The organism is Acinetobacter sp. UNC436CL71CviS28 (assembly GCF_000620525.1).
In the GTDB taxonomy this organism is placed as follows: domain Bacteria; phylum Pseudomonadota; class Gammaproteobacteria; order Pseudomonadales; family Moraxellaceae; genus Acinetobacter; species Acinetobacter radioresistens.
On the sequence record NZ_JIBB01000017.1, the window covers coordinates 15744 to 39118 of the forward strand.

Here is a 23375-nt window from a genome sequence, read left to right on the forward strand (position 1 = left end):
CAGTCTCTTATCATGGAGCTAGTTACTGCTCATTGCGAGCAGCTTCAAAATGATCTTTATATTTGAATTTTAAAAAACAGGTGTGAATTACACACCTGTCGAGTCAAAGTCATTAATCAAACTTGAACTGTTCCGGATTAAGTTCAAATAGGGTATCCATTCCAGAACGGATCATTGCCGCATGGGTTAAGGTACGGTTTAGAATGCGGCTATAATAAAACTGCGCCGTAGCTACCTTGGCCGGATAGTAAGGATCTGTATCGCCCTGAGCAATTTTATCTTCCGCTACAATTGCCATTTTTGCCCACAAATAGGCAAATACGGTGTATCCGGAGAAATAAAGATAATCGACTGCTGCGGCACCAATTTCTTCTGGTCTCTGCTGCATTTTATCCACCACGTCTCTGGTCAGTTCTAACCATTCCTTGACTAGCTGCTCAAGCTGCTGCACCTGAGCAGAGAACTTATCGTGCTGCTGATGCTGCGCAGTAAACTCCTGAATTTCATCGGTCAGGGCTTTGAGCAAGTTACCTTTAGAACCAATTACCTTACGTGCCAGCAGGTCAATTGCCTGAATTTCGGTTGTTCCTTCATAAAGACAGGCGATCCGTGCATCACGAGCAATTTGTTCCATTCCATGTTCAGCGATATAACCATGTCCGCCAAAAATCTGCATCCCATGCTTGGCCGACTCTACCCCCGTTTCGGTCATGAATGCTTTGGCGATTGGGGTTAAAAGGGCAAGTTTGTTTTCTGCCTGTTTCTTTTCATCTTCATCATTTGAAAACTCGGCCATATCGACATAAGTAGATAAGTAATAGGCAAGGGCACGCGAGCCTTCTGCAAAGACTTTTTGAGTTAATAGCATTTGGCGTACTGCCGGGTGCACAATTATCGGGTCAGCCGGCAGTTCTGGGTGCTGGGGTCCAGCCAGAGAGCGCATTGCCAGGCGTTCTCTGGCATATGCCAGTGCGCCCTGATAAGAAGCTTCAGAAGCAGCCAGTCCCTGAATTGCAGTGCCGATCCGTGCCGAATTCATAAAGGTAAACATGCAGTTTAGGCCCCGGTTTTCCGGCCCAATCAGAAAGCCTTTAGCCTGATCAAAATTCAGTACACAAGTCGCATTTCCATGAATACCCATTTTATGTTCAAGTGCACTACACACCACGCCATTACGTTCGGCAATATTCCCGTCCGAATCCAAATTAAACTTAGGTACGATAAACAGGGAGATTCCTTTGGTACCCGCAGGAGCATCTGGTAAACGTGCCAGTACAATATGAATAATATTTTCAGCCAGGTCATGTTCCCCAGCAGAAATAAAGATTTTTTCACCACTGATAGCATAACTGCCATCCGCATTGGGCACTGCTTTGGTCCGGATCAGACCCAGATCAGAGCCCGCATGGGATTCGGTCAGGCACATAGTACCTGTCCATTCCCCCGAAATCAGCCGGGTAAGGTAGTGCTGCTTCTGCTGTTCGGAACCATGATGTTCAATAGTTCGCATGGCTCCATGGGAGAGTCCAGGGTACATGCCCCAAGCCCAGTTGGTTGAAGTAATGATTTCTGAAATTGCAATACGGAATAGGGTAGGAAAGCCCTGCCCACCATACTGCTCATCGCCAGTGAGTGAAGTAAAACCCAGCTCGACATATTTTTTATAGGCATCTTTAAAACCGTCTGGCGTGGTTACTACACCATTTTCCAGCTTGCAGCCCTGCTGGTCACCAATACGGTTAAGTGGTAAAAGTTCGTTCTGGCAAAAATCTGCTGCAGCTTCCAAGTACTGCTCTAATATCTCTGCACTAAAGTTATCTTGGGCAGCCGGATATTGTTGATAGCTCTGTTCAAAGTTTAAAAAATCATTGAGAACAAATTTCATGTCGCGTAGCGGTGCAATATAATTCGGCATCGGCCATATCCTTATCGGGTTTGTAGTCTGAATTTCTATCTGTACGGCTCAAGCTATTTGTAAATAATATTTCGCACTGTGAAATTCAGTTATGTTTTATTCCATCATAATTTAAGAAATCTTGAAAATCCAGTGAAGCATAAGAATAGCTATTACAAAAAATTTCATATCAAGAAATTAAATTTTAGCTAAAATTTTTAAATATACTCAGAAAAGCAGTCATCTTATTTTTACTAATCAAGTGGCTTAGGATTTACTTTAAATAAGCTGCACTTCTTATTGGTTCTATTGGATGAGACAGGCTGTGCCATTAGCTGACTAGAAACGATAACCAATCTTTAATCCATAGCCGATAGAATGGTTATCTTTAAATTCGCTGACATAGTATTGACTTCCTGCCTGTGCACCGACTTGCCCCTTGGCGTCTCCAAGCCAGGTATATTTCATTCCTCCAGAAATAAAATATGACGTGACAGGGCTATATTGAAAGCCCAGTCCAATATTGTAATAACCTTTTATTGGACCGCCCGTAGATACATATTCTCCAGCACCGGAATCCCATCCTATAGAAGCAGAACCATTCCATTTGGAGCTAAAACGCTGTCCAATACCTAAATTCGCTGACCACTGGTCATGAAAATAGCGCACCAGATTAAATCCCTCCGGCCGGCTGGGCGTAGAAAGCACACCGACTATTTCAGATATTGCGCCAAAGCGGTAAGGTTGAAATGCGAAGTCATCCCAGTTTACCCAGCGCACATTACCAAACAGAAGAGTGCCCGGCCGTAAACCAGTCTGGAACTCAAAATTAAGCGAAGCCGGTGATTCAAATTTGGTGGTTCCAGACTCCCCTGCAGAAGGTAAACGGGCAACGATACTATTAATGGCAGCCTGCTGCTCCGGAGAAATCTGGCCAAGAGCTACCAGCTGTTGCAGATAATTGCCCACATAATCTCGTCCGGACCGGGTACTCAGCATATCAATCAGTGGTGCTTCTTCGATGGCATTAATCTTGTGGGTGATTGCAGAGCGGTAAGTTAAGGAAGTCCTGATAGCCTTTTCAGGAATCTGGTAGGCGAAGCCGGCAATCCAGCCCCAATCTCCTGTTTCCTCGGCTTGAAAGTTATAACCGTTATATAAGCTGTAAGTGGCCCCCCGCAGTTGAATATCACTTTTGAAGGTCTGATAAACCGGCCCTGCATAAATATTCCAGTTTTTATTGGGCTGATAGCCCATGATCCAGCTCAAATTTTGTGTATTTACCTGTGACAGGGTTTGTCCCTCAGGTATCTGACCATCTGTAGCCTCAGCCAGACTGCCAGTTGTAATTCCTGGCAGTACCACCTGATCCTGCGGAGTAGCAGTGAAACTGTTATTTCCTGAGTATTCACTGTCTGAAGCAAAAGGCTGATCATAAATCAGGCCAAATGAAAATTGTGGTGCAAGCTGCAATTTGAATGCAGCCGCCGGTCGATAATCAGTATTGGCAATATCATCAATCATACGGTCAGTATTTGTCGTGCCAGCCTCTTGGCCCTTGAGTGTAGTATCACTGACCGTTAAAGTGGCTTCAAAGTAATTGCCCGGCTGTAAAAAACTGGAGATTGATTGGCCAGTACGGTCAAATGCTGCCGCATGAAGTGTTGGGCTAAATAATGTTCCAATTACTGTAGCGATTACTGTCTTTCTCATTCTTGTGATCCTTTTCTTATATGGAATCTGATCGGTTATTGATCATGGTTTTTTATTTATAAAAATTCTTCTTAATCTGTTAATTTGTCTTGCATTTTTAATAAAAAATCTAATTAAAAGTAGATTTTTGCTTTGTGAATTCTTTTTTAATCAGCTTTTTGCGGATCATATAAGCGGTCTTTAATAAATAACAACGGAATCAGGCCACATAGTAAATAAGCAGCCCCCATTACCAGAAGGCCGGTTCCAATAGAGCCATTCTGAGCAAAAATACCAATTGTAACAGGCGCAAAAATTGCTCCAATTCGCCCGACATTAAATGCACCGCCAACCGCTGTTCCACGAATAGATGTTGGAAAACTTTCGGTCATGTAAGTAGCATTAATAGCAAATGGCATACCGTACAGAAAACCGAACAGCAACATCAGCCATAAAATATTGGCAGGTGTATTAAGGTAGACCAGAACAGGAATAAACAGCGCCGTACCCATGGTTCCAAAAGCAAAAACTACACGGCGTCCCCAACGGTCGGCGACCATCCCTGCTACAACCTTGGCAAAGATCATGATCAGGAATGTACCGATCATATACATGGTCATCTCTTTAAACTTGATGCCGACTTCGGCCTCAAGATAAGATGGTAACCAGTTACTCATACCGTAATAACCAAACTGTAATGCACCCGCGCTTAATGACCAGAGTAAAAACATCTTGCGGTGTTTTCTCTCTTTAAATATATCTTTATATGGATTGGTGGTTTTTATAGTTTGTGCCAGCTGTTCGGCTTTCTTCAGCTTTAAGGCAATGGATTTTTTCCAGGATTCCGGCTCTGGTACCATAAAATGAATCAGAACCGAGAGAAAGATGGGAACGATAGTAATCCAGTACAGCATTCGCCAGCCATAAGCCGGAATAATCCAGCCGGCTAACAGTGTGGCCACCAGAGATCCCATAGTGAAACCGGTCATTAGCGCCGCAAGTACCGTAGTCCGGTATTTGGTAGGCACATATTCTGACATTAAGGTATTACAGGCAATGTATAATGAACCCAGTCCGACCGCAGCCAGCGTTCTTAAAATAACAAACTGATAATAGGAGTCTGCAAAACCTAATGCACAGGATAGAACAGATGAAATTACCAGATAAATCACAATAATACGTACCCGGCCAAAACGGTCACAGGCCCAGCCGCCAATCAGGCCACCTACTGCACTGCCAATCAATGACCAGCTGCCCAAGGCACCTACCTGAATCGAGGTCAATCCGAATTCGGCTTTAAGACTGGTCAGGCTATAGGCTAAAAATGCAATATCAGCGCCATCGACCAGTAAAACCAGAAATGAAAATATAAATGCGGTCATCCAGACCTTTTTAGCAGGTGGTACTGAAACCTCTTCTATTATTAAAGGTGAAACCTTTTCCATATTAAATTTTCCTTATTATCTTTATTGCTTACAGCAAATTATTGTTTTGGTTATTAAACAGCGATTAGAAGTGATGTCATATAGTTAGATATACCGGTGATAGAACAGGCTCATCAAATTCCTAATATTTTTTCTAGTTTTCCTCCTGGGCTGTAGAGGCTTATCTTTATGGTTTCTGCTATTGCGTCACTGCAGCAGCTTTTGTCTTGAATTAAGTTTTTATATGAGTCGGATATTAATGAAATAAACCAGCTTCAGATGAATCCAAAATTTTATTTCATAATACGAAATATAAAATCATATTCCCATAAACTGCTCAAGTGTTTTTCCTAAAACACTACAAAGAAGCCAAGAATGCCTATTAAGCTAAGTTTTTATTAAAAAAGCATTGCATTGGCTATAGAATAAACTTATTTTTAATAAAACATATTTCCGCATAACGAAACAATGGAGATAAAATGGAACAGGTCGTTCAGGTTGAATATTTAAAATCCTATGTAGCTGTAGTTAAAATTCACCGTCCAGAAGCAAAAAATGCCTTAAATACCCAAGTGAGGATTCAGCTGGCACAAATCTTTAATCAACTCAGCGATGACCCGGAAATTCGTGCCATTGTATTGACAGGCGGAGAACAGGACTTTGCAGCAGGCGCAGATTTAAAAGAGTTGGCAAATGCTCATGCAGTTCAGATGATGCAACGTCGCAGTGAGCGTTACTGGCAGGCAATTGCCAGCTGTCCAAAACCGGTCATTGCTGCAGTCAATGGCTATGCCTTGGGTGGAGGCTGTGAGCTGGCCATGCATGCAGATATTATTATTGCCAGCCAGACAGCGGTATTTGGACAACCAGAGGTAAAAGTTGGTGTAATGCCAGGGGCAGGTGGTACCCAGCGTCTGTTCCGTGCGGTAGGCAAATTCCAGGCCATGCGCATGATATTGACTGGCTGTCTGGTTCCAGCTCAAGAAGCCTTACAAATGGGCTTAGTGTCCCAGTTAGTTGAAGAAGACAATGCGATTCCAGCTGCCCTCAAAATGGCTGAATCCATAGCTAAATTGCCTCCTGTCGCGCTGGAACAGATTAAAGAAGTTGCGCTGATGGCCGAAGATGTACCTCTTCATGCGGGCCTGGCGCTAGAGCGTAAATCCTTCCAGTTACTCTTTGATACCGAAGACCAGAAAGAAGGCATGCAGGCTTTTATTGAAAAACGAAAACCAAATTATCAGGGTAAATAATTCAGGGATAGAAACATGAGTATTCAAATTCAGCAGATCGGAATTATTGGCACAGGTACTATGGGCGCAGGTATTGCCCAGATTGCAATCCAATCTGGCCACGATGTAATACTGTTTGATGCCAAGGCAGGGGCTGCAGAGCAAGCCAGAGAAAAACTCGGCAAGACTTTAAATACGCTGGCCAGTAAAGGAAAATTCAGTCAGGAAAAAGCCAATCAGGATTTGAGCCATCTTAGTATAGCGACCGAATTGGAACAGCTCAAAAACTGTGACCTGATTGTTGAAGCAATTGTTGAAAATCTTGAGGTCAAGCAGCAGCTCATGCAGCAGCTAGAAAGCCTGGTGGGTACACAAACCATTCTGGCTTCTAACACCTCTTCTTTATCTATTACTGCAATTGCTGCTGGCTGCAAGCGTCCTGAACAGATCGTGGGTTACCATTTCTTCAACCCTGTACCGCTGATGAAAGTTGTCGAAGTCATTCAGGGCTTCAATACCCGTGAGGATATTGTAGATGCACTCATGCAGCTTTCTGTCAAAATGGGTCATCATCCGGTTAAAGCACAGGATACCCCGGGTTTTATCATTAATCATGCGGGCCGAGCTTTTGGCAGTGAAGCCTATGCCATGCTGATTGAAAATGTGGCTTCAGTGTCTGAGCTTGACCGGATTTACCGTGATGGTATCGGTTTTAAAATGGGTCCATTTGAACTGGTAGACCTGACCGGGATGGATGTCTCCCATCCGGTGAGCGAATCAATTTATCATCAGTACTATGAAGAAGCCCGTTATCGTCCAAGTGTTATTACCCGGCAGCGATATATAGCCAAACAGCTGGGCAGAAAGACCGGTAAAGGTTTTTATGACTATACGACTGGTGAAAAGCAGGGTGAAGACCCGGCAGTTTTTGTAGAAAAGCTGGATCATTATCCAACCGTTTGGATTGCAGCAGACCTTGAAAAAGACCAGAGTATTTTAGAAGATTATCTGGAACAGCAAGGCATAACGCTAGAAACAGATCCAGAGCCTTCTGAACAGGCTTTAGTGCTCATTGCCAGCTATGGTGAAGACGCAACGACTGCGGCCTTACGCTATCAGGTAAATCCGAAACAGGTAGTGTGTATTGACCTGCTATACGGTTTTAATAAACATCGTACTCTTATGCCAACCCTCATCACTGACTCAAAACATAAGACAGCAGCACATTCCATTTTTAATCTGGATGGCACTTCACTTAGCATGATTCAGGAAAGTACCGGCTTCGTAGCACAGCGTGTACTGGCCATGATCGTTAATCTGGGCTGTGACATTGCCCAGCAGGGTGTGGCCAGTGTTGAGGATATTAACGCTGCAGTACGTCTGGGTCTGGGCTATCCTTATGGCCCGATTGAATGGGGTGACAAGTTGGGAGCAGATAAAATTCTGCTTATTCTGGACCGTATGTCTGCAATTAGCCGTGATCCACGTTATCGTCCGAGTGCATGGTTACGCCGTCGTGTTCAGTTAAAACTGCCATTGGTCACGACTGTATAATCCTTTAAAGTCTCTCAGGTACTGCTTGTAGCAGCAGTACCTGTTCAGATACAAGACTCAGACAGCTACATCAGCAAAACTTTTCTCACGCTGAAACATGGTAGCTACGTAAGAGCAGACTGGAATAATCTTGACCTGTTTCTCACGTGCATAAGCAACTGCAGCATCAAGCAGTTCGCGTGCCACGCCTCGGCCACGTGCTGCCGGACTGACCCAGGTATGATCAATAGCAAATTTGTCCTCACCCTGCCACACATAAGTCAGCTCGCCCAAGCGTTCGCCATTTTCAGGAATAATAAAGGCACCGCGCTGGTCATTTTCATGATGCTGAACTTCCATACTTTTCTCCTTCATGAATCTTGTCAATTTGTTTTAACATGCCACATCCAGACAACAATTACCGTTGATTTGAGTTATTTTTTTAAATTGCACTTTGTTAAAAAATGTGCAACTCTACACATATTCAAATAGAGCATTCTATTTGAGACAGAATTTTAGTTTGACAAGGGGAGTAGCCTCCTCCAAGCGTAGCCGATAGTTTTTTATAACGTTCGGTTGCGTGTCAGATATCGTCAATACACTTTGCAAAAAGTCGGTATCTGAGCATCAGGATGTTCTAACCCTGGTGTAGGCAAGACCTTGATCATGTTGACACAGATGAATAAAAACATCTGGCAGCAGGTCAAGGTTTTTTTGTGCCCGTATGCCGGATGAGGAGATAGTGATGGAATCAATCGGCAGTATGGGATTGTATCTGGTATTTTTTGCCATAATTGCAGTCATGCTTTTGGTAGATTTTTTAGGTTTCAGACAGCATCAGGATCAGCCTGTTCCTATGAAGCAGGCTGCGTGGTGGAGTGCAGCCTGGGTAACCGTTTCAGTGATTTTTGGTGCAGGTCTCTGGTTTTATCTGCAACAGAACAGCGGAATTGAAATTGCCAACCAGAAAACCATGGAATACTTTACCGGTTATCTACTGGAAAAATCGCTGGCTATTGATAATGTGTTTGTCTGGCTGATGATTTTCTCGGCATTTGCCATTCCACCTGCTTTGCAGAAACAGGTTCTGCTTTACGGGGTTCTGGGTGCAATTATCCTGCGGACCATTTTTATCTTTATTGGCGCATGGATGGTACAGGAGTTTTCCTGGGTACTTTATATCTTCGGTGCCTTCCTGGTATATACCGGCTATAAATTCCTGAAAGGGCAAGATGATGACCCCAATATTGAAGAGATGGCCTTACTGAAATGGCTGCGTAAGCATTTTCGTATTACCCCGCAGCTCGAAGGTCATAAATTCTGGGTACGTAAACAGGGCCAGTTATGGTTGACGCCGCTCTTTGTAGTACTGATTCTGGTTGAATTCTCTGATGTAATTTTTGCAGTAGATTCTATTCCGGCAATCTTCGCAGTCACCAGTGATCCGTTTATTGTTCTTACAGCAAACCTGATGGCGATTCTCGGTTTACGTGCCATGTTCTTTCTGCTATCTGGTGCTGCAGTAAAAATGCATTACCTTCCTTATGGTTTAGGTGTAATCCTGCTGTTTATTGGCGCAAAAATGCTTCTGCTTGACGTATTCCATATGCCAATCTGGATTTCTCTAGGCTTTATTGCAGTTGTGCTCACCATTACCGGCTGGATGTCATACCGTTATAACCAAAAGCAGCTACCACAATAGTCCACAGATAGCTTAAACGGTTAAGACTCTGACTTAACCGTTTTACGCATTATAACGGTATACAGTCGCTGAGAGTTACGGTTAAAATCGGTTGAAAAAAGTATAACTTGCAGGTTTTAACCATGTCTTCACTTCCCATTTCCACAGCCATTCGCGGGCGTTTTCTAGATATTCGGCAGATTGTAGCCCAGCCTACCGATCTGGCTCATCAGGTCCGCTATTTAGAAGATGGCCTGCTGATTACAGAACAGGGGAAAATAGTCTGGTTTGGCCCGTGGCAGGAGGGCCAGACCCAATTACCTGCCGGTATTCTGGTAGAACATTATCCTGAACAGTTGATTGTTCCTGGCTTTATTGACACGCATATACATTATCCGCAAAGTGAAATGGTTGGTGCATATGGCGAGCAACTGCTGAGCTGGCTTAATACTTATACGTTTCCGGCTGAAATGCAGTTTGAAAATCCTGAACATGCCAGCAAGATTGCCCATTTTTTTGTAGAAGAACTGCTTAGAAATGGAACCACCACTGCATTGGTTTTCTGTACGGTGCATCCACAATCAGTAGATGCATTATTTGAGCAGGCAGCACAGTACCAGATGCGGCTCATTGCAGGTAAGGTCATGATGGACCGTAATGCGCCCGAGGCACTTTGTGACACGGCCCAGAGCAGCTATGAAGATAGCAGGGCACTGATTGAAAAATGGCATGGCAAGGGCCGGGCACTCTATGCTATTACACCACGTTTTGCGCCTACCTCTACACCGGAACAATTGCAGCTGGCGGGAAAATTAAAAACAGAATTTCCGGATGTCTATATACATACCCATTTGAGTGAAAATCTGGATGAAATTGCTTGGGTAAAAGAATTGTTCCCTGAGCAGCAGGGTTACCTGGGGGTTTATCACCATTACGGCCTGACTGGAGAACGCAGTGTATTTGCACATTGTGTTCATCTGCAGGAGCAGGAATGGGACTGTCTGCACCAGAGTAAATCTGCAATCGCATTCTGCCCAACATCAAACCTGTTTTTAGGAAGCGGGCTGTTTCCATTGTCTAAAACCTGGCAAAAACAGGTAAAGGTTGGCCTCGGGACTGATATTGGTGCAGGTACATCATTCAGCCTGTTACAGACAGCCAATGAAGCATATAAAGTCCAGCAGTTACAGGGCAACAAGCTCTCTGCGCTTGAAGCTTTCTACCACGCTACACTGGGGGGCGCACGTGCATTGAACCTAGAGGACAAGCTGGGCAATTTCGATTTAGGTAAAGAAGCTGACTTTATAGTACTCGACCTGAAGGCAACAGCTTTACAGAAACTGCGTCAGGAACATAGCAAGGGACTAGAAGACAGCCTATTTGCCCTGTTTACATTAGGAGATGATCGTAATGTTGAAGCAACCTATATCTATGGACAAAAGGCCTACAGCAAAGCAGAACCAGTCTAGAGTTCCTGGTAGTAGTCTTTTTAAATGGGGAGTATTGGCTTTAGCCTGTGCAGTTCTGCTCAAGTCTGATCAGCCCTCAACTAACAGATAATTCACATTCTGGCTTCTGAAAAGGATGCACAGAATGAAAAATTGCATTAAAATTTCCCTATTCGAGGTGTTGCAGGTCAACACCTTTTTTATTTTTCCATTTTACTCGTTTTTAGGGATCTGCCCATGACCATTGAAATGAGCGTATTGATTTCTGCTGAAGAGATTCAGGCAAAAGTCAAAGAGCTTGGTGCAAAAATTGATGCTCACTATGCACAAAGTGACCGGGAACTGGTTCTGATCGGACTGTTACGTGGCTCGGTCATTTTCATGGCAGATTTATGCCGTGCCATTCATAAACCACATGAACTGGACTTTATGACCGTCTCCAGTTATGGGGGAGGCACTACTTCAAGTCGTGATGTAAAAATCCTGAAAGATCTGGACGGGGAAATCCGGGGTAAAGATGTTCTGGTAGTCGAGGATATCATCGACTCAGGCAATACCCTGAGTAAAGTTCTGGAAATTCTGCAAACCCGTAATCCTAATTCAATCGAACTCTGCACCTTGGTAAGCAAACCGTCACGCCGTGAAATTGAACTTGAAGTCAAATTTTTAGGCTTTGAAGTAGAAGATAAATTTATTGTTGGCTATGGTCTGGATTATGACCAGAAGTATCGACACATTCCTTTTATTGGGGAAATTGGTCTTTAGTTTTCTAAATTCCTGATACTTAAAAGTGGCCTATGGCCACTTTTTTTATACGTTCTTTAGCAGTTTTATCGTATTGATGCCCTAGCGGCACAAAAACTCAACAGGAAGTAGCATTATGGCACTTTTTAAAATTTGATACGTGCTCAATGATAATAAGCGTACATGTTCCAGACATCACATCAGAAAAGATAAGAAGGAGAACGCGTATGTGGTCACTTATTGTTGCTATTATCGTCGGTTTCATTGCAGGGCTAATTGCACGGGCAATTCACCCAGGTAATGACAAGGCAGGCTTTATCGTTACCACTTTATTAGGGATCGCTGGTGCACTGGTGGCTACCTATGGTGGCCGTATGCTCGGCCTTTATGATGAAAACTCGGCTGCAGGCTTTATTGCATCAGTCGTGGGTGCATTGATCATCCTGTTTATTTATAACATGATTACCAAGCGTTCACGTGTAAATCATCATCCTTAAATAATTTAAAAATTAAAATAAAAAAGCACCGTTTCCGGTGCTTTTTTATGGCTATAGCTTATAAGCCAAATTCCTGCCAAGCCTGTTCAATCTGTTCCGCCGGATAAGCCCCCATCAGTTTAAAACCGTTTGAGAAAATGATTGCCGGAGTACCTTGCAAGCCCAGTGATTTTCCCAGACTCAAATTCCGCTCAATCGGATTAGTGCAATTGGTATTGGCAGTGGGCTGTATTCCTTTAACTAACAGGTTTTGCCAAGCCACTGTACGGCTATCCGAACACCATACCTGTTTAGCCGGTTTTACCGACTGTGGTTTGATCGGATAAATAAAACTATAAATCGTCACATTATTAAGTTTGGCAAGCTCAGTCTCAAGCTTTTTGCAATATGGACAATTTGGGTCAGAAAAAACAGCAAGTTGACGCTTGCCGCTGCCTCGCACTATTTTAATCGCATCCTGTAAAGGCAGCTGTTTCCAGTCAATACTATTTTGCTTAAGCACCAGATCTTTGGTTAGATTCTGCTGATCCTTAAGACGTATCATGGAACCAACCAGAATATGATTGGCTTCTTCACCCACGTAAACTACTTGGCCATCTAGCACTGCACTATAGATTCCATTCATCTCAGTAGACTGAATCTGCTCAAATTTCAGGTTAGGATAATGCTGCTTTAAATTATTCTGTACTGACTCTACATTGGCAAAGCAGCTACTACTGAGTATTCCAGCTAGCGCTAGCATTAATAATTTTTTCATGCGTGGATGGCTCATTTTAGGTTAATCCTGCCTGATTCTAATCTTTTGGCTCTTTTTAAACATATTTTTAACAAAATATTTTAACTAACTAAGGAAGGTTTCACGTGGAACATCTACAATGGCATATTGATTTCAACCGAAATATGCACCACTTCCTCATGAATACTTAATGCATCACGAACCTGATCAGCATTCAAGTCATCTTGGGTTTCCAAAGCCAAAATACAGGCAAATTTTCCACGGCCTACTTTCCACACATGCAGATCAGTAATTTCTACTTGTACTGGTAAACCGACAATAACCTCACGAATCTCAGCGACTACCGGATGATCCATTTCTGCATCCAGCAAGGTTCGGCCTGTATCTCTTATAAGTCCCCAGGCCCAGCGCGCTACCAATACAGCACCAGCAACTCCCAAGACGGCATCCAGAAAGGCCCAGCCGAAATATTTTCCAGCCAGAAGCGCAATAATAGCGAAAACCGATGTCACCGCATCAGCAACCACATGCAAGAAAGCAGCTTTTTGATTTAAATCATGACTATGCTTACGATGTTCATGTTCATGTTCATGTTCATGTTCATGATGGTGATGGTGATGGTGATGGTGATGGTGATGGTGATGGTGATGGTGATGGTCAGTATGATCATGCAAGAGCCAGGCACAAAGCAGATTTACCAATAGGCCGAGTACTGCGATCGGAATTGCTTCATTATAGTGAATAGCAACCGGAAAAATCAGACGTTCAACTGAATGAACCGCCATATATAAAGCTACAACAATCAATAAAATGGCGCTACTGTAGCCTGCCAGAATTTCGATTTTCCAGGTTCCAAAACTGAAACGCTGGTCATTTGCATAGTGGCGCGCCGCGCGGTAAGCCAGATAAGCGAGCCCCAAAGCCAACATATGTGAACTCATATGCCAGCCATCAGCCAGTAAAGCCATAGAGTTAAATAGCCAGCCACCACTTATTTCGAGTAGCATCATGAAACCGGTTAACAGTGTAGCCCACAGGATTCGTTTCTGGGCGAGCGGATTCCCCTGATCAAACTGGTGTTTATGGTGTCGGGATAGGTTAAAATTTTGCATAACAGTTTATTCTATATACTCCCCCCTAGTATAATTATTTTTAGAGGTCATGCATGGGTCATTTACATCAGGACAAGAAAATTTTAAATCGGGTCAAGCGGCTTCAAGGGCAGCTTCAAGCTGTAGAAACTGCGTTGCAGCAAGAAGATAAAAGCTGCATTGAAGTATTACAGCAGGTGGCAGCTATAAAAGGTGCAGTAAATGGCCTGATGAACGAGCTGATTGAATCTCATCTGCGTGAACACGTAATCAAACAAAATGATGATAATGAAAAGGAACTGGCCGAGTTTCTCAGGTTGCTTAAGCGTTATACCTGATCTGGCCATAGATCCTGGTTATCTAAATAGTAAGGTTCCAGATTTATGACAGGCACTAATCCAGGTTACTTATTTACTTTCGATTTTTCAAAGGCTTCAGACTACTATTAGGTTCATTCCTATTTACGACCTGATCTTTTCATTTATGAAACAACAATCTTGGCATCCATTTCTTATGGTAAGCCTTGCCTTATGTACTGGTACCATCGGAACAGCGCTCGCTAGCCCGCTCTATCCGATTTACCAGCAATTATGGCATTTACTGCCAAGTCACATTACTTATATTTTCGTCGCCTATATGTTTGGCTGTCTTGCCACTTTACTGTTCTTTGGTCGTACCAGTAATAGTTTGGGTTTTCTCCGTACACTGCAAATCGGTTTAGTCATCGTGATTTGTGGATTGACACTTTCTGCAGTTGCCATTGATATTTACTGGTTGATGGCAGGACGATTTGTGATCGGGATTGCTTCTGGACTGATTAGTACCTCAGCCATGCTTGGCCTGATTACGACGATTCCTGATCAACATAAACTTTATGCACCGCAACTCAGTTCAGTGATTACTGTGATTGGTTTCGGGCTTGGACCCTTTATTGGAGGACTGATTGCCCAGTTTTCTGATCAGCCTCTTATAAGTCCTTATTTGCCGGTGATTGTGGTAGCTTTCCTTTGCCTGTTAGGTTTGGCCCGCCTTGAATCACCTCAATTCGAACGGCAAAATTTTTCTATAGCGCCACATCTGGAAATTCCTGAGTCACATTACAAGACCCTGTTTTTTATTGCCGGTCTGACTGCCTTTAGTGCTTTTGGTGCTTTCAGTCTGTTTGCTTCACTGTCACCTTCTTTTGTGAAAGATTTAATTCCATGGCATGGCCCGCTGGTAAGTGGCAGTGCAATTGCCAGTATTTTACTTACCTCTGCTGTTGTACAGTTTTTTGCACGCTCACTGTCACCCATTAAAAGCCTGAATCTGGGTGTGGGTACATTAATGTTCAGTCTGATCTTACTGGCCTTGTGTATGATTTCGCAATGGAGCCCGCTATTCTTCATCAGTGACCTTCTGGTCGGCGCAGGGCATGGGTTAGGGTTAATGGGTGCATTTGGTCTGATTCACAGCATGACTCATGAACGTAATCGTGCTGCGGTTATGTCAACTTATCTTTTTATCGGTTATCTGGGCACAATTGTACCAATTATTGCCGTAGGCTATCTGGCTGATCATTTTGGACTGACATTCGGGGTACTGAGTTTCTGTGCGAGCATAGCGCTGCTCTGTCTGGCCTTATTACTCTGGCCTAAAAAAATAGTTTCATCATAATTACCTGAACTTTATGGCTTAGCAGAATGGAGCAGTCATCAAATCCTAAATCAGCTTAATTTATTATATTTTAATCATTTTCACTGAAAATATTATTTAGATATTTGGAATTCCATAAATTTTATCTAAACCTGATTCAGGTAAAATTTTCTATCAAGTCTTGGAGTTACTAATATTAAAATTTAGCTCATTGCTTATGCTTTTTATAAAAATTCTGGCAAATTATTAATAGAAATTAAAAGCCGGCCAACTCTGATAAAGGTAGGGTTTTAATTCTCTATAGAGAGTCCTAAGACCGGCTTAAATAACTTATCAATTTATTGATAATGAGTTCACTTGATTTTGAACTATTTCCCGATACAGAAAGACCCGAAAATTTTCCCAAGCAGGTCATCGGCGCTAAATTCACCAGTAATTTCACTTAAAGCATTTTGGGCCAGCCGTAATGATTCGGCTACCAGCTCACCTGCATGAAAATCTGTAAGCTGCTCACGTGCCTCAGCCAGATATGCCTGTGTACGCTTCATTGCGTCCAGATGCCGTGTTCGGGCAATAAAGGTATCTTCTTCTGGCTGGAAGCCGGCATGGTCTGTAATCGCTTCTATGAGTGTCTGGACGCCGGTTTCCATTTTTGCAGATACACTGATATGACGAAAACCCTGATATTGTCCTGCTTCTGGCTGGACCCCAATGAGGTCACACTTATTTCCAATTAGTATAAGCCGCTTAGGCTCCAGATGTTCAGCAAAATAATTCTGGGCTAATTTTAAAGGATCTTCACCTTGGCTCAAATCATAGACCAGTAACAGTAAGTCAGCCTGTTCAATTTCCTTAATTGCGCGACGTATCCCTTCTTGTTCTACAATATCACCGGTTTCACGTAAACCTGCTGTATCTGTGAGCGTAATGGGTAGCCCGTTCAGACTAATCTTTTCATGCAGTACATCACGGGTTGTTCCGGCAATATCAGTAACAATAGCGCGGTCATTGCCTGCCAATGCATTTAAGAGCGAAGACTTACCGGCATTTGGTTTTCCGGCAATGACCACCTGTAATCCTTCTCGCAGTAACTGGCCCTGACGTGCAGATTGCTGTACCAGCGTGACTGAACTGGCAACATCATCCAGCAGCTTGAGAATTTTTCCGTCAGCGAGAAAATCAATTTCTTCTTCAGGAAAATCAATCGCCGCTTCTACATGTAAACGTAAATGAATAAGCTTCTCTAATACAGAATTCACCTTAACAGAAAAAGCACCTTGTAAAGAACGTACTGCCGAGCGTGCAGCTGCCTGTGACGTGGCATCAATCAGATCAGCAATGGCTTCGGCCTGTACCAGATCAAGTTTGCCATTTTCAAAGGCACGCATGGAAAACTCGCCAGCCTTGGCCGCTATGGCACCCAGCTCGAATAGTCGGGAGAGCAGGGCATTTTGAATTACCGGTCCACCATGACCCTGTAGCTCAACAACATCTTCTCCCGTAAATGAATAGGGATTTGGAAAACAGATCACCAATCCCTCATCCATTACCAGCTGCTCTGCATCATAAAACTGCCGAAAAGCTGCCATGCGGGCTTTTGGTAGAGACCGCTGGGTTAACTGTTCGGCAATCATATAGGCTTTCGGACCTGAGAGGCGAATTACCCCAACACCACCACGGCCAGGTGGAGTCGCTATCGCAGCAATTGTGGTGGAGTTGAGCATATTGATCACCTAAAAATTTTAAAAACAGCAAAAGAAAATCCGTCCAAGATTATCATCTTGGACGGATTTATTCAGCATCGATCAAGTGAGCTGAATGGATTATTAAATCACTTCAACACCATTTTCGCGTTCTTTCTTCACGCTCCGGTTAATAAACCATTGCTGCAAGATAGTGATACTGTTGTTGACAATCCAGTACAGTACTAGTCCTGCTGGGAAGAACAGCATAAATACAGTAAAAATGATCGGCATGATCTTAAAGACTTTTGCTTGCATTGGATCAGCTGGCTGCGGATTCAGTGATTGCTGAGTAAACATGGTCAGACCCATGACTAACGGCAAGATAAACCACGGATCCATCGCCGACAAATCCTGAATCCAGCCAAACCATGGCGCATGACGCAGTTCTACACTTTCCATCAATACCCAGTATAGGGCAAGGAAAATCGGCATTTGCAGCAAGAGCGGTAAACAGCCTGAGAGAGGATTAACCTGCTCGCGCTTGTAGAGCGCCATCATTTCCTGAGAGAAACGCATACGGTCTTCACCGAACTCTTCTTTCATGCGCTGCATTTCTGGTGCAATTACCCGCATTTTCGCCATAGAGCGATAGCTCTTGGATGACAGTGGCCAAAGAATAAGTTTAACCAGTATAGTCAGCAGGATAATTGACCAACCCCAGTTACCGACAATGTTATGGAAGAACTGCAGACCCAGGAACAATAATTTAGCAATTGGCCATAACCAGCCATAATCTACAGTCTGGTTCAAACCTACTGCCAGATCTTTGAGCTCGGACTGAATCTTTGGACCTGAGTAGAAGGTTGCATCTACTTCAGCAACCGTACCGGCTGGCACATTGATAGTTGGCGAAGTAAAACTAATGATATTCATATCATCAGCTGATTTGCGTGATTCGAGCTTGGCAGCATATGGCTGTCCATTGGCTTGAGTCAGTTTAAGCTGACCCGGAATCCAGGCACTCACAAAGTAATGCTGTACTACAGCAATCCAGCCACCCTTTGCATCAACATTCAGCTTTTCATCATTAAAATTATCAAACTTGAGCTTGTTGTAATGCTCTTCTGGTGTGCCCCAGGCACCGCCCAGGAAGGTACCAAGCGTAAAGATCCCTTGATCAGACTTACCAGGATCTTCAGAATTATCACGTTTGATCTGGCCAAACATCTGACCCTGCCAGTTTTGCTGACTACGGTTCACCACTTTATGGTTGACCACGATCGGGTACTCGCCCTGCTTAAAGGTAAAGGTCTTAATGATCTCTACACCATCAGCAGTCTTGTAGACCATTGGTATAGTCAGTACTTTTACTGCTTTACCATTATCTTTACTGACAGTCTGAGCATCTTTAAGCAAGTCATAAGAAGTTTTTTCAACCTCATATACCGGGCGGCCGCTACGGTTACTGTCTGGACCATTGAGTCCAATCAGACCAGATTGTGCGACATAGGTACGCTTGGCATCACTTTCCAGCATGACAAACGGCTGATCGCTGTCTTTATTCTTGTCATGATTCAGTAATTCAATTCGTACAATATCCCCACCTTTTGGATTGATCAAAAGATGATAGAGGTCAGTCTGTACTGAAATCAGCTGCTGATTTACAGGTGCAGTTACATCTGTTGCTTGTGGCGTTGCAATATTTGCTTGCGGTACATCAGAAGAAGCTGATGCCGCTTGGCTATTTGGCAAATCTGCAGATACTTCATGCGAAACGACTGCCTGTTGCTGCGGCGCTGTCTCTGCATGACCATAATCTTTTTGCCACGCCAAAATGAGCAAATATGCGACGACAAACATGGCCCCGAGAATTGCAAACCTGGCCCATTGTTGCATATCTATTACCCCAAGTGGTTAGAGTGATTTTGATTCAAAAAACGATCACGAAAGGGTACAGCAACGTGAAAGGTTTGAGAATCTATTTGCTGAAATGAAATAAAACGAATTGCTTTTGGGGGAACAGGATCATAGCCAGAACCACCCCACGGATGACAGCGACAGATACGTTTACCGGCCAACCACACACCACGCATCGCGCCATGCGCATGAATGGCTTCTAACGAATATTGAGAACAAGTTGGAATATAACGACAACGAGGTCCAAGCAGCGGACTAATCGCAATTTGATAGAAACGTATCAACCAATGCAATAAACGTCTCATTGGTATCTCTAGTTTTGTGAGGAAGAAACAGCTATTTTTCGGTGTTTTTTAACCTGGCGTTGTAACTTTTGCCAAGCTATCTGTAATTGCTGGTGCAACTCGGCATTAGAAATATCTTCTATACCTAATTTAGGCATTACTACGATATCTAATAATTCCAGTTGCTGCTGATGCAGGCGAAAACTTTCGCGAGCAAGTCGTTTTATCCGATTTCTTTCATGTGCACGACGCACTTTTTTCTTGGCCACAACAATACCCAAACGGCTATAATGCAATTCGGTCGGTCTGGCAAGAAATAAGAAGTGGGGTTGATGCACTTTAAAAAGCGCACCATCAAACACACTTTTGTAATCTGCAGCACAGCGGATACGTACAGCTGTGCTGAAGCTATAAAGTGTCATGACACCCAAGTCGTTTAAACTTAAACTGAAATTAAACAGTTAAGCTGTGACGACCTTTGGCACGACGGCGAGCTAATACTTGACGACCAGCTTTAGTAGCCATACGAGCACGGAAACCATGAACGCGCTTACGCTTTAATTCAGATGGTTGGAATGTACGTTTCATGTCGAAACTCCAAAATGATCTTTCTATAAAGGTTCGCGATTGTATTGTGCAATCTTTACGCTGTCAATGAAAACCCGTCTTTTGTTCAATTTTGATTGTAATTCCAAGAATAGAGAAATATACAAATATAAAAATGAGAGAGATAAAATTTAAAACTTATACACAATATAAACCATTTATTTTAAAATACATTTATTTAAAAACTAAAAATATCCACAGTTTTATAAACAATATTTTGTATTTCTGAGTTAGGCTGCTGGTTTTGAATTTAAATTCATTGTAAGTTAAGTTATCCACACCAGATTGCATCGTTATTATTAAATTCAAATTTTAAAATTTAAATTTATTATTATTAGAGCGGCTTTTTTCTGTGGAAATGATACTTTTATATTCTAATATCAGATGATTATATTGTGGATAACTATGTTTTTATAATTTATATGAATTGTGGATAACTTTGTGATATATTTTATCCACAGGTTATGGAAAACTTTATCCACATGTGGTTTAAATTCAAATTTAAAACAGAAAGTTTCTTTTTTGGCCAAAACTTTAGAAATGACCCATGACAGATGTGGATAACTTGGTTAGAATGGCCACCCCTCGCAAGGGGTGCTGTAGTTCAATTTAAATTTAAAACATGAAGATAGGGGATTCACATGCTTTGGACGGACTGCTTAACTCGCTTGCGACAAGAGCTCTCTGATAATATCTTTGCGATGTGGATTCGTCCTCTGGTGGCTGAAGAACTGGAGGATACTTTACGTTTATATGCGCCTAATCCTTATTGGACCCGATATATTCAAGAGCATCATCTGGAATTAATCACAATTCTAGCTGAACAAATGTCGGAAGGCCGTGTACGTAAGGTTGAGATTTTAGTAGATTCCCGGCCCGGCGCTATTTTATCAGCAGCAGAGCAGCCAGCCACCACTACGGCTGCATTAGAGCACCCGGCTTCTATGCCGGTATCGCGTCCTAAAAAGGAAAAAGAAGCTGAACCGGCCAAACAGAATAAGAAGCGTCTTTTAAATCCACTTTTCACTTTCGCACTTTTTGTAGAAGGGCGCTCTAACCAGATGGCAGCAGAAACGTGCCGCAAAGTACTAACACAGCTTGGTGCATCCCAGCATAATCCCTTGTTTTTGTATGGACCTACCGGTTTGGGTAAAACACACCTGATGCAGGCTGTCGGTAATGCGCTATTACAGGCCAAACCCAATGCACGTGTCATGTATATGACTGCAGAAAGTTTTGTACAGGATTTTGTCAGTTCTTTACAGCGTGGCAAGGTGGAAGAATTCAAAAAGAACTGTCGTTCCTTGGATTTATTATTGGTCGATGACATTCATCTTTTAGCGGGTAAAGAGGCAAGTCTGGTCGAGTTTTTCTATACCTTTAATGCTTTATTGGATGAATCCAAGCAGATTATTTTAACTTCAGACCGCTATCCGAAAGAATTGACTGAACTGGATCCACGTTTGGTTTCCCGTTTTTCCTGGGGCTTATCTGTTGGAGTCGAGCCGCCAGATATTGAAACACGGATAGAAATCCTGCTGAAAAAAGCTGAAAGCAATGAGATTGACTTACCCCGTAACTGTGCTTTATTTATTGCACAGCAGGTGGTTGCCAATGTTCGTGAACTTGAAGGCGCCTTAAACAAGGTCGTCGCTATTTCTCGGTTTAAGGGAACCGCAATTGATCTGGACGTGGTACGAGAATCCTTAAAAGATGTTTTGGCGATCCGGGCCCGAACTATTAGTGTAGAAAATATTCAGCGTGTGGTGAGTGAGTATTTTCGTATTCCCCTCAAAGAGCTGGTCGGGCCTAAAAGAACCCGAATTTATGCACGCCCTCGTCAATTAGCAATGGGTTTGGCACGTGAATTAACTGGTGACAGTTTTCCAGAAATTGGCATGGCTTTTGGCGGGCGAGATCATAGTACAGTCATGCATGCCTGCGAAAAAGTCCAGAGCCTCCGTGCTGAAGATCCGATCTTTAATGAGGATTATAAAAACCTGCTGCGCCTGTTGCAGAGTTGATCAATCCGGATTCTTGCAAAGTGCTTGAAACTGCCGCATAGTACACTGCTAAAAATTATTTTTTTATCTGTCTTCAGTTGTTAGAGGAATGAATCGTGCGTTTGAAAATCGCTAAAGAGAGCTTACTCAATGTTCTATCACATGTGGTAGGGGCGGTCGAACGTCGTCATACCCTGAACATTCTTTCAAACGTTAAAATTCAGGCGAGTCCGCAGGCTCTGACAATCACCGGGTCTGACCTGGAAGTTGAGCTGGTGGCCAGTACCGGCTTAAGTGAGGGAGCCTGTTTACAGCCGGGTGAAACTACTGTGCCGGCGCGTAAACTCATGGATATCTGTAAGTCACTACCAAGTGCTGCTTTAATCGATTTACAAATTACTGAAGACCAGCGCTGCATTTTAAAGTCTGGAAATAGCCGTTTTGTACTGGGAACCTTACCTGCTGAAGATTATCCTTTACTTAATCATGACAATAGTCAGGGTACTCAGGTTCAAGTCACCCAGCGTGAACTCAAGCGTCTGTTTGAAAAAACTGCTTTTGCAATGGCAGTGCAGGATGTCCGTTTTTACCTAACCGGCACATTACTGGAAATTGATGAAACTCAATTGCGTGCTGTAACTACCGATGGTCACCGTCTCGCATTGTGTGAAACCTTGGCATCTTCTACCGCTTCCCAGCCAGTGCAGGCAATTGTTCCACGTAAGGCAGTAGCAGAACTGCAACGCCTGCTCAGCATTGAAGATGAACAGCTTACGTTACTGATTGGCCGTGAACTGTTAAATGTTACAATTCAAACCCCAAGCCGTGACAAGGAACAGGGCGAGATTACAGTACGTTTCACGACTAAACTGATTGACGGGAAATTCCCTGATTATCGTCGCGTTATTCCACGTGGTGGTGATAAAACTGTCCAGATCGCGCATGACGTATTTAAACAGTCATTGCAACGGGTGGCGATTCTTAGTAATGAAAAATTGCGTGGTGTATTCCTCAATTTTAATGCAGATTCATTACAGCTTCGAGCCAACAACCCGGAGCAGGATGAAGCGATTGAGGATCTGGCTATTCAATATAATAACTCTCCGCTAGAAATGTCTTTTAATGCACAATATCTGCTTGAAGTGCTGAACGTACTAGATGGCGATGATGTTGTTATGACCATGACTGAAGCCAATCAGTCTGTGCTGGTGCAAGACCCTGCCCAGCAGGACCAGACTTATGTTGTCATGCCAATGCGTGTCTAGACTTAAAG

At 43.2% G+C, this 23375-nt stretch carries 21 protein-coding genes; 10 read left to right on the forward strand and 11 right to left on the reverse strand.

Features of this window, described 5'->3' with window-relative positions:
• Positions 1-112: 112 nt before the first annotated feature.
• From N518_RS0107960 to N518_RS0107970, 3 genes are all read right to left on the reverse strand, one after another.
• Positions 113-1915 carry an acyl-CoA dehydrogenase C-terminal domain-containing protein gene (locus N518_RS0107960; protein ID WP_026444118.1) on the reverse strand — a complete coding sequence of 601 codons (1803 nt, stop codon included), beginning with the start codon at positions 1913-1915 and terminating at the stop codon, positions 113-115.
• A 318-nt stretch (positions 1916-2233) separates the two neighbouring features.
• The gene (locus N518_RS0107965; RefSeq protein WP_026444119.1) at positions 2234-3607 is read right to left on the reverse strand and encodes a long-chain fatty acid transporter; all 1374 of its coding nucleotides are present in this window, start codon (positions 3605-3607) and stop codon (positions 2234-2236) included.
• A gap of 146 nt (positions 3608-3753) precedes the next feature.
• Positions 3754-5031, reverse strand: a complete 1278-nt coding sequence (locus tag N518_RS0107970; protein ID WP_034593807.1) for an MFS transporter — start codon at positions 5029-5031, stop codon at positions 3754-3756.
• Between the two features lie 458 nt (positions 5032-5489).
• Here N518_RS0107970 and N518_RS0107975 point away from each other — a divergent pair, with 458 nt between their 5' ends.
• Together N518_RS0107975 and N518_RS0107980 are read left to right on the forward strand one after the other, a co-directional pair.
• Complete coding sequence (locus N518_RS0107975; RefSeq protein WP_005023853.1) at positions 5490-6263, forward strand: enoyl-CoA hydratase; 774 nt, start codon at positions 5490-5492, stop codon at positions 6261-6263.
• 15 nt (positions 6264-6278) lie between these two features.
• On the forward strand, positions 6279-7796 hold the full coding sequence (locus N518_RS0107980) for a 3-hydroxyacyl-CoA dehydrogenase (protein ID WP_017401119.1): 1518 nt from the start codon (positions 6279-6281) through the stop codon (positions 7794-7796).
• A 57-nt stretch (positions 7797-7853) separates the two neighbouring features.
• On the opposite strand, the gene N518_RS0107985 is transcribed toward N518_RS0107980, so the two are convergent.
• Complete coding sequence (locus N518_RS0107985; protein WP_005404701.1) at positions 7854-8150, reverse strand: GNAT family N-acetyltransferase; 297 nt, start codon at positions 8148-8150, stop codon at positions 7854-7856.
• 370 nt (positions 8151-8520) lie between these two features.
• Between N518_RS0107985 and N518_RS0107990 the strand changes: the two genes are divergently transcribed.
• The 4 genes from N518_RS0107990 (at position 8521) to N518_RS0108005 (ending at position 12145) form a co-directional block, all read left to right on the forward strand.
• Positions 8521-9477: a TerC family protein gene (locus N518_RS0107990; protein WP_005017558.1), complete on the forward strand. Its 957-nt coding sequence runs from the start codon at positions 8521-8523 to the stop codon at positions 9475-9477.
• A gap of 122 nt (positions 9478-9599) precedes the next feature.
• Positions 9600-10925, forward strand: a complete 1326-nt coding sequence (gene guaD / locus N518_RS0107995) for a guanine deaminase (protein ID WP_017401118.1) — start codon at positions 9600-9602, stop codon at positions 10923-10925.
• 216 nt (positions 10926-11141) lie between these two features.
• Entirely contained in the window at positions 11142-11669 is a 528-nt protein-coding gene (gene hpt, locus N518_RS0108000; RefSeq protein WP_005017552.1) for a hypoxanthine phosphoribosyltransferase, read from the forward strand.
• A 206-nt stretch (positions 11670-11875) separates the two neighbouring features.
• Positions 11876-12145, forward strand: coding sequence for a GlsB/YeaQ/YmgE family stress response membrane protein (locus N518_RS0108005; RefSeq protein ID WP_005017546.1), 270 nt, complete (start codon positions 11876-11878; stop codon positions 12143-12145).
• A gap of 58 nt (positions 12146-12203) precedes the next feature.
• Here N518_RS0108005 and N518_RS0108010 read toward each other — a convergent pair whose 3' ends face one another.
• Together N518_RS0108010 and dmeF are read right to left on the reverse strand one after the other, a co-directional pair.
• A complete protein-coding gene (locus tag N518_RS0108010; protein WP_017401117.1) occupies positions 12204-12917 on the reverse strand; it encodes a DsbC family protein in 714 nt (237 codons plus the stop codon).
• Positions 12918-13015: 98 nt separating this feature from the next.
• Positions 13016-13993, reverse strand: a complete 978-nt coding sequence (dmeF, locus tag N518_RS0108015) for a CDF family Co(II)/Ni(II) efflux transporter DmeF (protein ID WP_026444121.1) — start codon at positions 13991-13993, stop codon at positions 13016-13018.
• A 53-nt stretch (positions 13994-14046) separates the two neighbouring features.
• Here dmeF and N518_RS0108020 point away from each other — a divergent pair, with 53 nt between their 5' ends.
• Both N518_RS0108020 and N518_RS0108025 read left to right on the forward strand, forming a co-directional pair.
• Entirely contained in the window at positions 14047-14310 is a 264-nt protein-coding gene (locus N518_RS0108020; RefSeq protein ID WP_005023836.1) for a metal/formaldehyde-sensitive transcriptional repressor, read from the forward strand.
• 145 nt (positions 14311-14455) lie between these two features.
• A complete protein-coding gene (locus tag N518_RS0108025; protein ID WP_010700176.1) occupies positions 14456-15628 on the forward strand; it encodes an MFS transporter in 1173 nt (390 codons plus the stop codon).
• Positions 15629-15975: 347 nt separating this feature from the next.
• Here N518_RS0108025 and mnmE read toward each other — a convergent pair whose 3' ends face one another.
• The 5 genes from mnmE to rpmH form a co-directional block, all read right to left on the reverse strand.
• Positions 15976-17331 carry a tRNA uridine-5-carboxymethylaminomethyl(34) synthesis GTPase MnmE gene (mnmE, locus tag N518_RS0108030; protein ID WP_017401115.1) on the reverse strand — a complete coding sequence of 452 codons (1356 nt, stop codon included), beginning with the start codon at positions 17329-17331 and terminating at the stop codon, positions 15976-15978.
• A gap of 102 nt (positions 17332-17433) precedes the next feature.
• Positions 17434-19188 (reverse strand): membrane protein insertase YidC, encoded by a 1755-nt coding sequence (yidC, locus tag N518_RS0108035; protein WP_005023828.1) that lies wholly within the window; start codon positions 19186-19188, stop codon positions 17434-17436.
• A 5-nt stretch (positions 19189-19193) separates the two neighbouring features.
• Positions 19194-19514, reverse strand: a complete 321-nt coding sequence (gene yidD / locus N518_RS0108040; RefSeq protein WP_017401114.1) for a membrane protein insertion efficiency factor YidD — start codon at positions 19512-19514, stop codon at positions 19194-19196.
• Between the two features lie 8 nt (positions 19515-19522).
• Positions 19523-19915: a ribonuclease P protein component gene (gene rnpA, locus N518_RS0108045; protein WP_017401113.1), complete on the reverse strand. Its 393-nt coding sequence runs from the start codon at positions 19913-19915 to the stop codon at positions 19523-19525.
• 31 nt (positions 19916-19946) lie between these two features.
• Positions 19947-20081 (reverse strand): 50S ribosomal protein L34, encoded by a 135-nt coding sequence (gene rpmH / locus N518_RS0108050; RefSeq protein WP_000831329.1) that lies wholly within the window; start codon positions 20079-20081, stop codon positions 19947-19949.
• A gap of 659 nt (positions 20082-20740) precedes the next feature.
• Between rpmH and dnaA the strand changes: the two genes are divergently transcribed.
• Both dnaA and dnaN read left to right on the forward strand, forming a co-directional pair.
• On the forward strand, positions 20741-22123 hold the full coding sequence (gene dnaA, locus N518_RS0108055; protein WP_005017523.1) for a chromosomal replication initiator protein DnaA: 1383 nt from the start codon (positions 20741-20743) through the stop codon (positions 22121-22123).
• A 95-nt stretch (positions 22124-22218) separates the two neighbouring features.
• Entirely contained in the window at positions 22219-23367 is a 1149-nt protein-coding gene (dnaN, locus tag N518_RS0108060) for a DNA polymerase III subunit beta (protein WP_005017521.1), read from the forward strand.
• Positions 23368-23375: the final 8 nt, after the last annotated feature.

What these genes read in the sequence shown, in the direction of transcription:
- N518_RS0107960 (WP_026444118.1), bottom strand. Translation starts at nt 1,915, where the DNA reads ATGCCGAATTATATTGCACCGCTACGCGACATGAAATTTGTTCTCAAT.
- N518_RS0107965 (WP_026444119.1), bottom strand. Translation starts at nt 3,607, where the DNA reads ATGAGAAAGACAGTAATCGCTACAGTAATTGGAACATTATTTAGCCCA.
- N518_RS0107970 (WP_034593807.1), bottom strand. Translation starts at nt 5,031, where the DNA reads ATGGAAAAGGTTTCACCTTTAATAATAGAAGAGGTTTCAGTACCACCT.
- N518_RS0107975 (WP_005023853.1), top strand. Translation starts at nt 5,490, where the DNA reads ATGGAACAGGTCGTTCAGGTTGAATATTTAAAATCCTATGTAGCTGTA.
- N518_RS0107980 (WP_017401119.1), top strand. Translation starts at nt 6,279, where the DNA reads ATGAGTATTCAAATTCAGCAGATCGGAATTATTGGCACAGGTACTATG.
- N518_RS0107985 (WP_005404701.1), bottom strand. Translation starts at nt 8,150, where the DNA reads ATGAAGGAGAAAAGTATGGAAGTTCAGCATCATGAAAATGACCAGCGC.
- N518_RS0107990 (WP_005017558.1), top strand. Translation starts at nt 8,521, where the DNA reads ATGGAATCAATCGGCAGTATGGGATTGTATCTGGTATTTTTTGCCATA.
- guaD (WP_017401118.1), top strand. Translation starts at nt 9,600, where the DNA reads ATGTCTTCACTTCCCATTTCCACAGCCATTCGCGGGCGTTTTCTAGAT.
- hpt (WP_005017552.1), top strand. Translation starts at nt 11,142, where the DNA reads ATGACCATTGAAATGAGCGTATTGATTTCTGCTGAAGAGATTCAGGCA.
- N518_RS0108005 (WP_005017546.1), top strand. Translation starts at nt 11,876, where the DNA reads ATGTGGTCACTTATTGTTGCTATTATCGTCGGTTTCATTGCAGGGCTA.
- N518_RS0108010 (WP_017401117.1), bottom strand. Translation starts at nt 12,917, where the DNA reads ATGAGCCATCCACGCATGAAAAAATTATTAATGCTAGCGCTAGCTGGA.
- dmeF (WP_026444121.1), bottom strand. Translation starts at nt 13,993, where the DNA reads ATGCAAAATTTTAACCTATCCCGACACCATAAACACCAGTTTGATCAG.
- N518_RS0108020 (WP_005023836.1), top strand. Translation starts at nt 14,047, where the DNA reads ATGGGTCATTTACATCAGGACAAGAAAATTTTAAATCGGGTCAAGCGG.
- N518_RS0108025 (WP_010700176.1), top strand. Translation starts at nt 14,456, where the DNA reads ATGAAACAACAATCTTGGCATCCATTTCTTATGGTAAGCCTTGCCTTA.
- mnmE (WP_017401115.1), bottom strand. Translation starts at nt 17,331, where the DNA reads ATGCTCAACTCCACCACAATTGCTGCGATAGCGACTCCACCTGGCCGT.
- yidC (WP_005023828.1), bottom strand. Translation starts at nt 19,188, where the DNA reads ATGCAACAATGGGCCAGGTTTGCAATTCTCGGGGCCATGTTTGTCGTC.
- yidD (WP_017401114.1), bottom strand. Translation starts at nt 19,514, where the DNA reads ATGAGACGTTTATTGCATTGGTTGATACGTTTCTATCAAATTGCGATT.
- rnpA (WP_017401113.1), bottom strand. Translation starts at nt 19,915, where the DNA reads ATGACACTTTATAGCTTCAGCACAGCTGTACGTATCCGCTGTGCTGCA.
- rpmH (WP_000831329.1), bottom strand. Translation starts at nt 20,081, where the DNA reads ATGAAACGTACATTCCAACCATCTGAATTAAAGCGTAAGCGCGTTCAT.
- dnaA (WP_005017523.1), top strand. Translation starts at nt 20,741, where the DNA reads ATGCTTTGGACGGACTGCTTAACTCGCTTGCGACAAGAGCTCTCTGAT.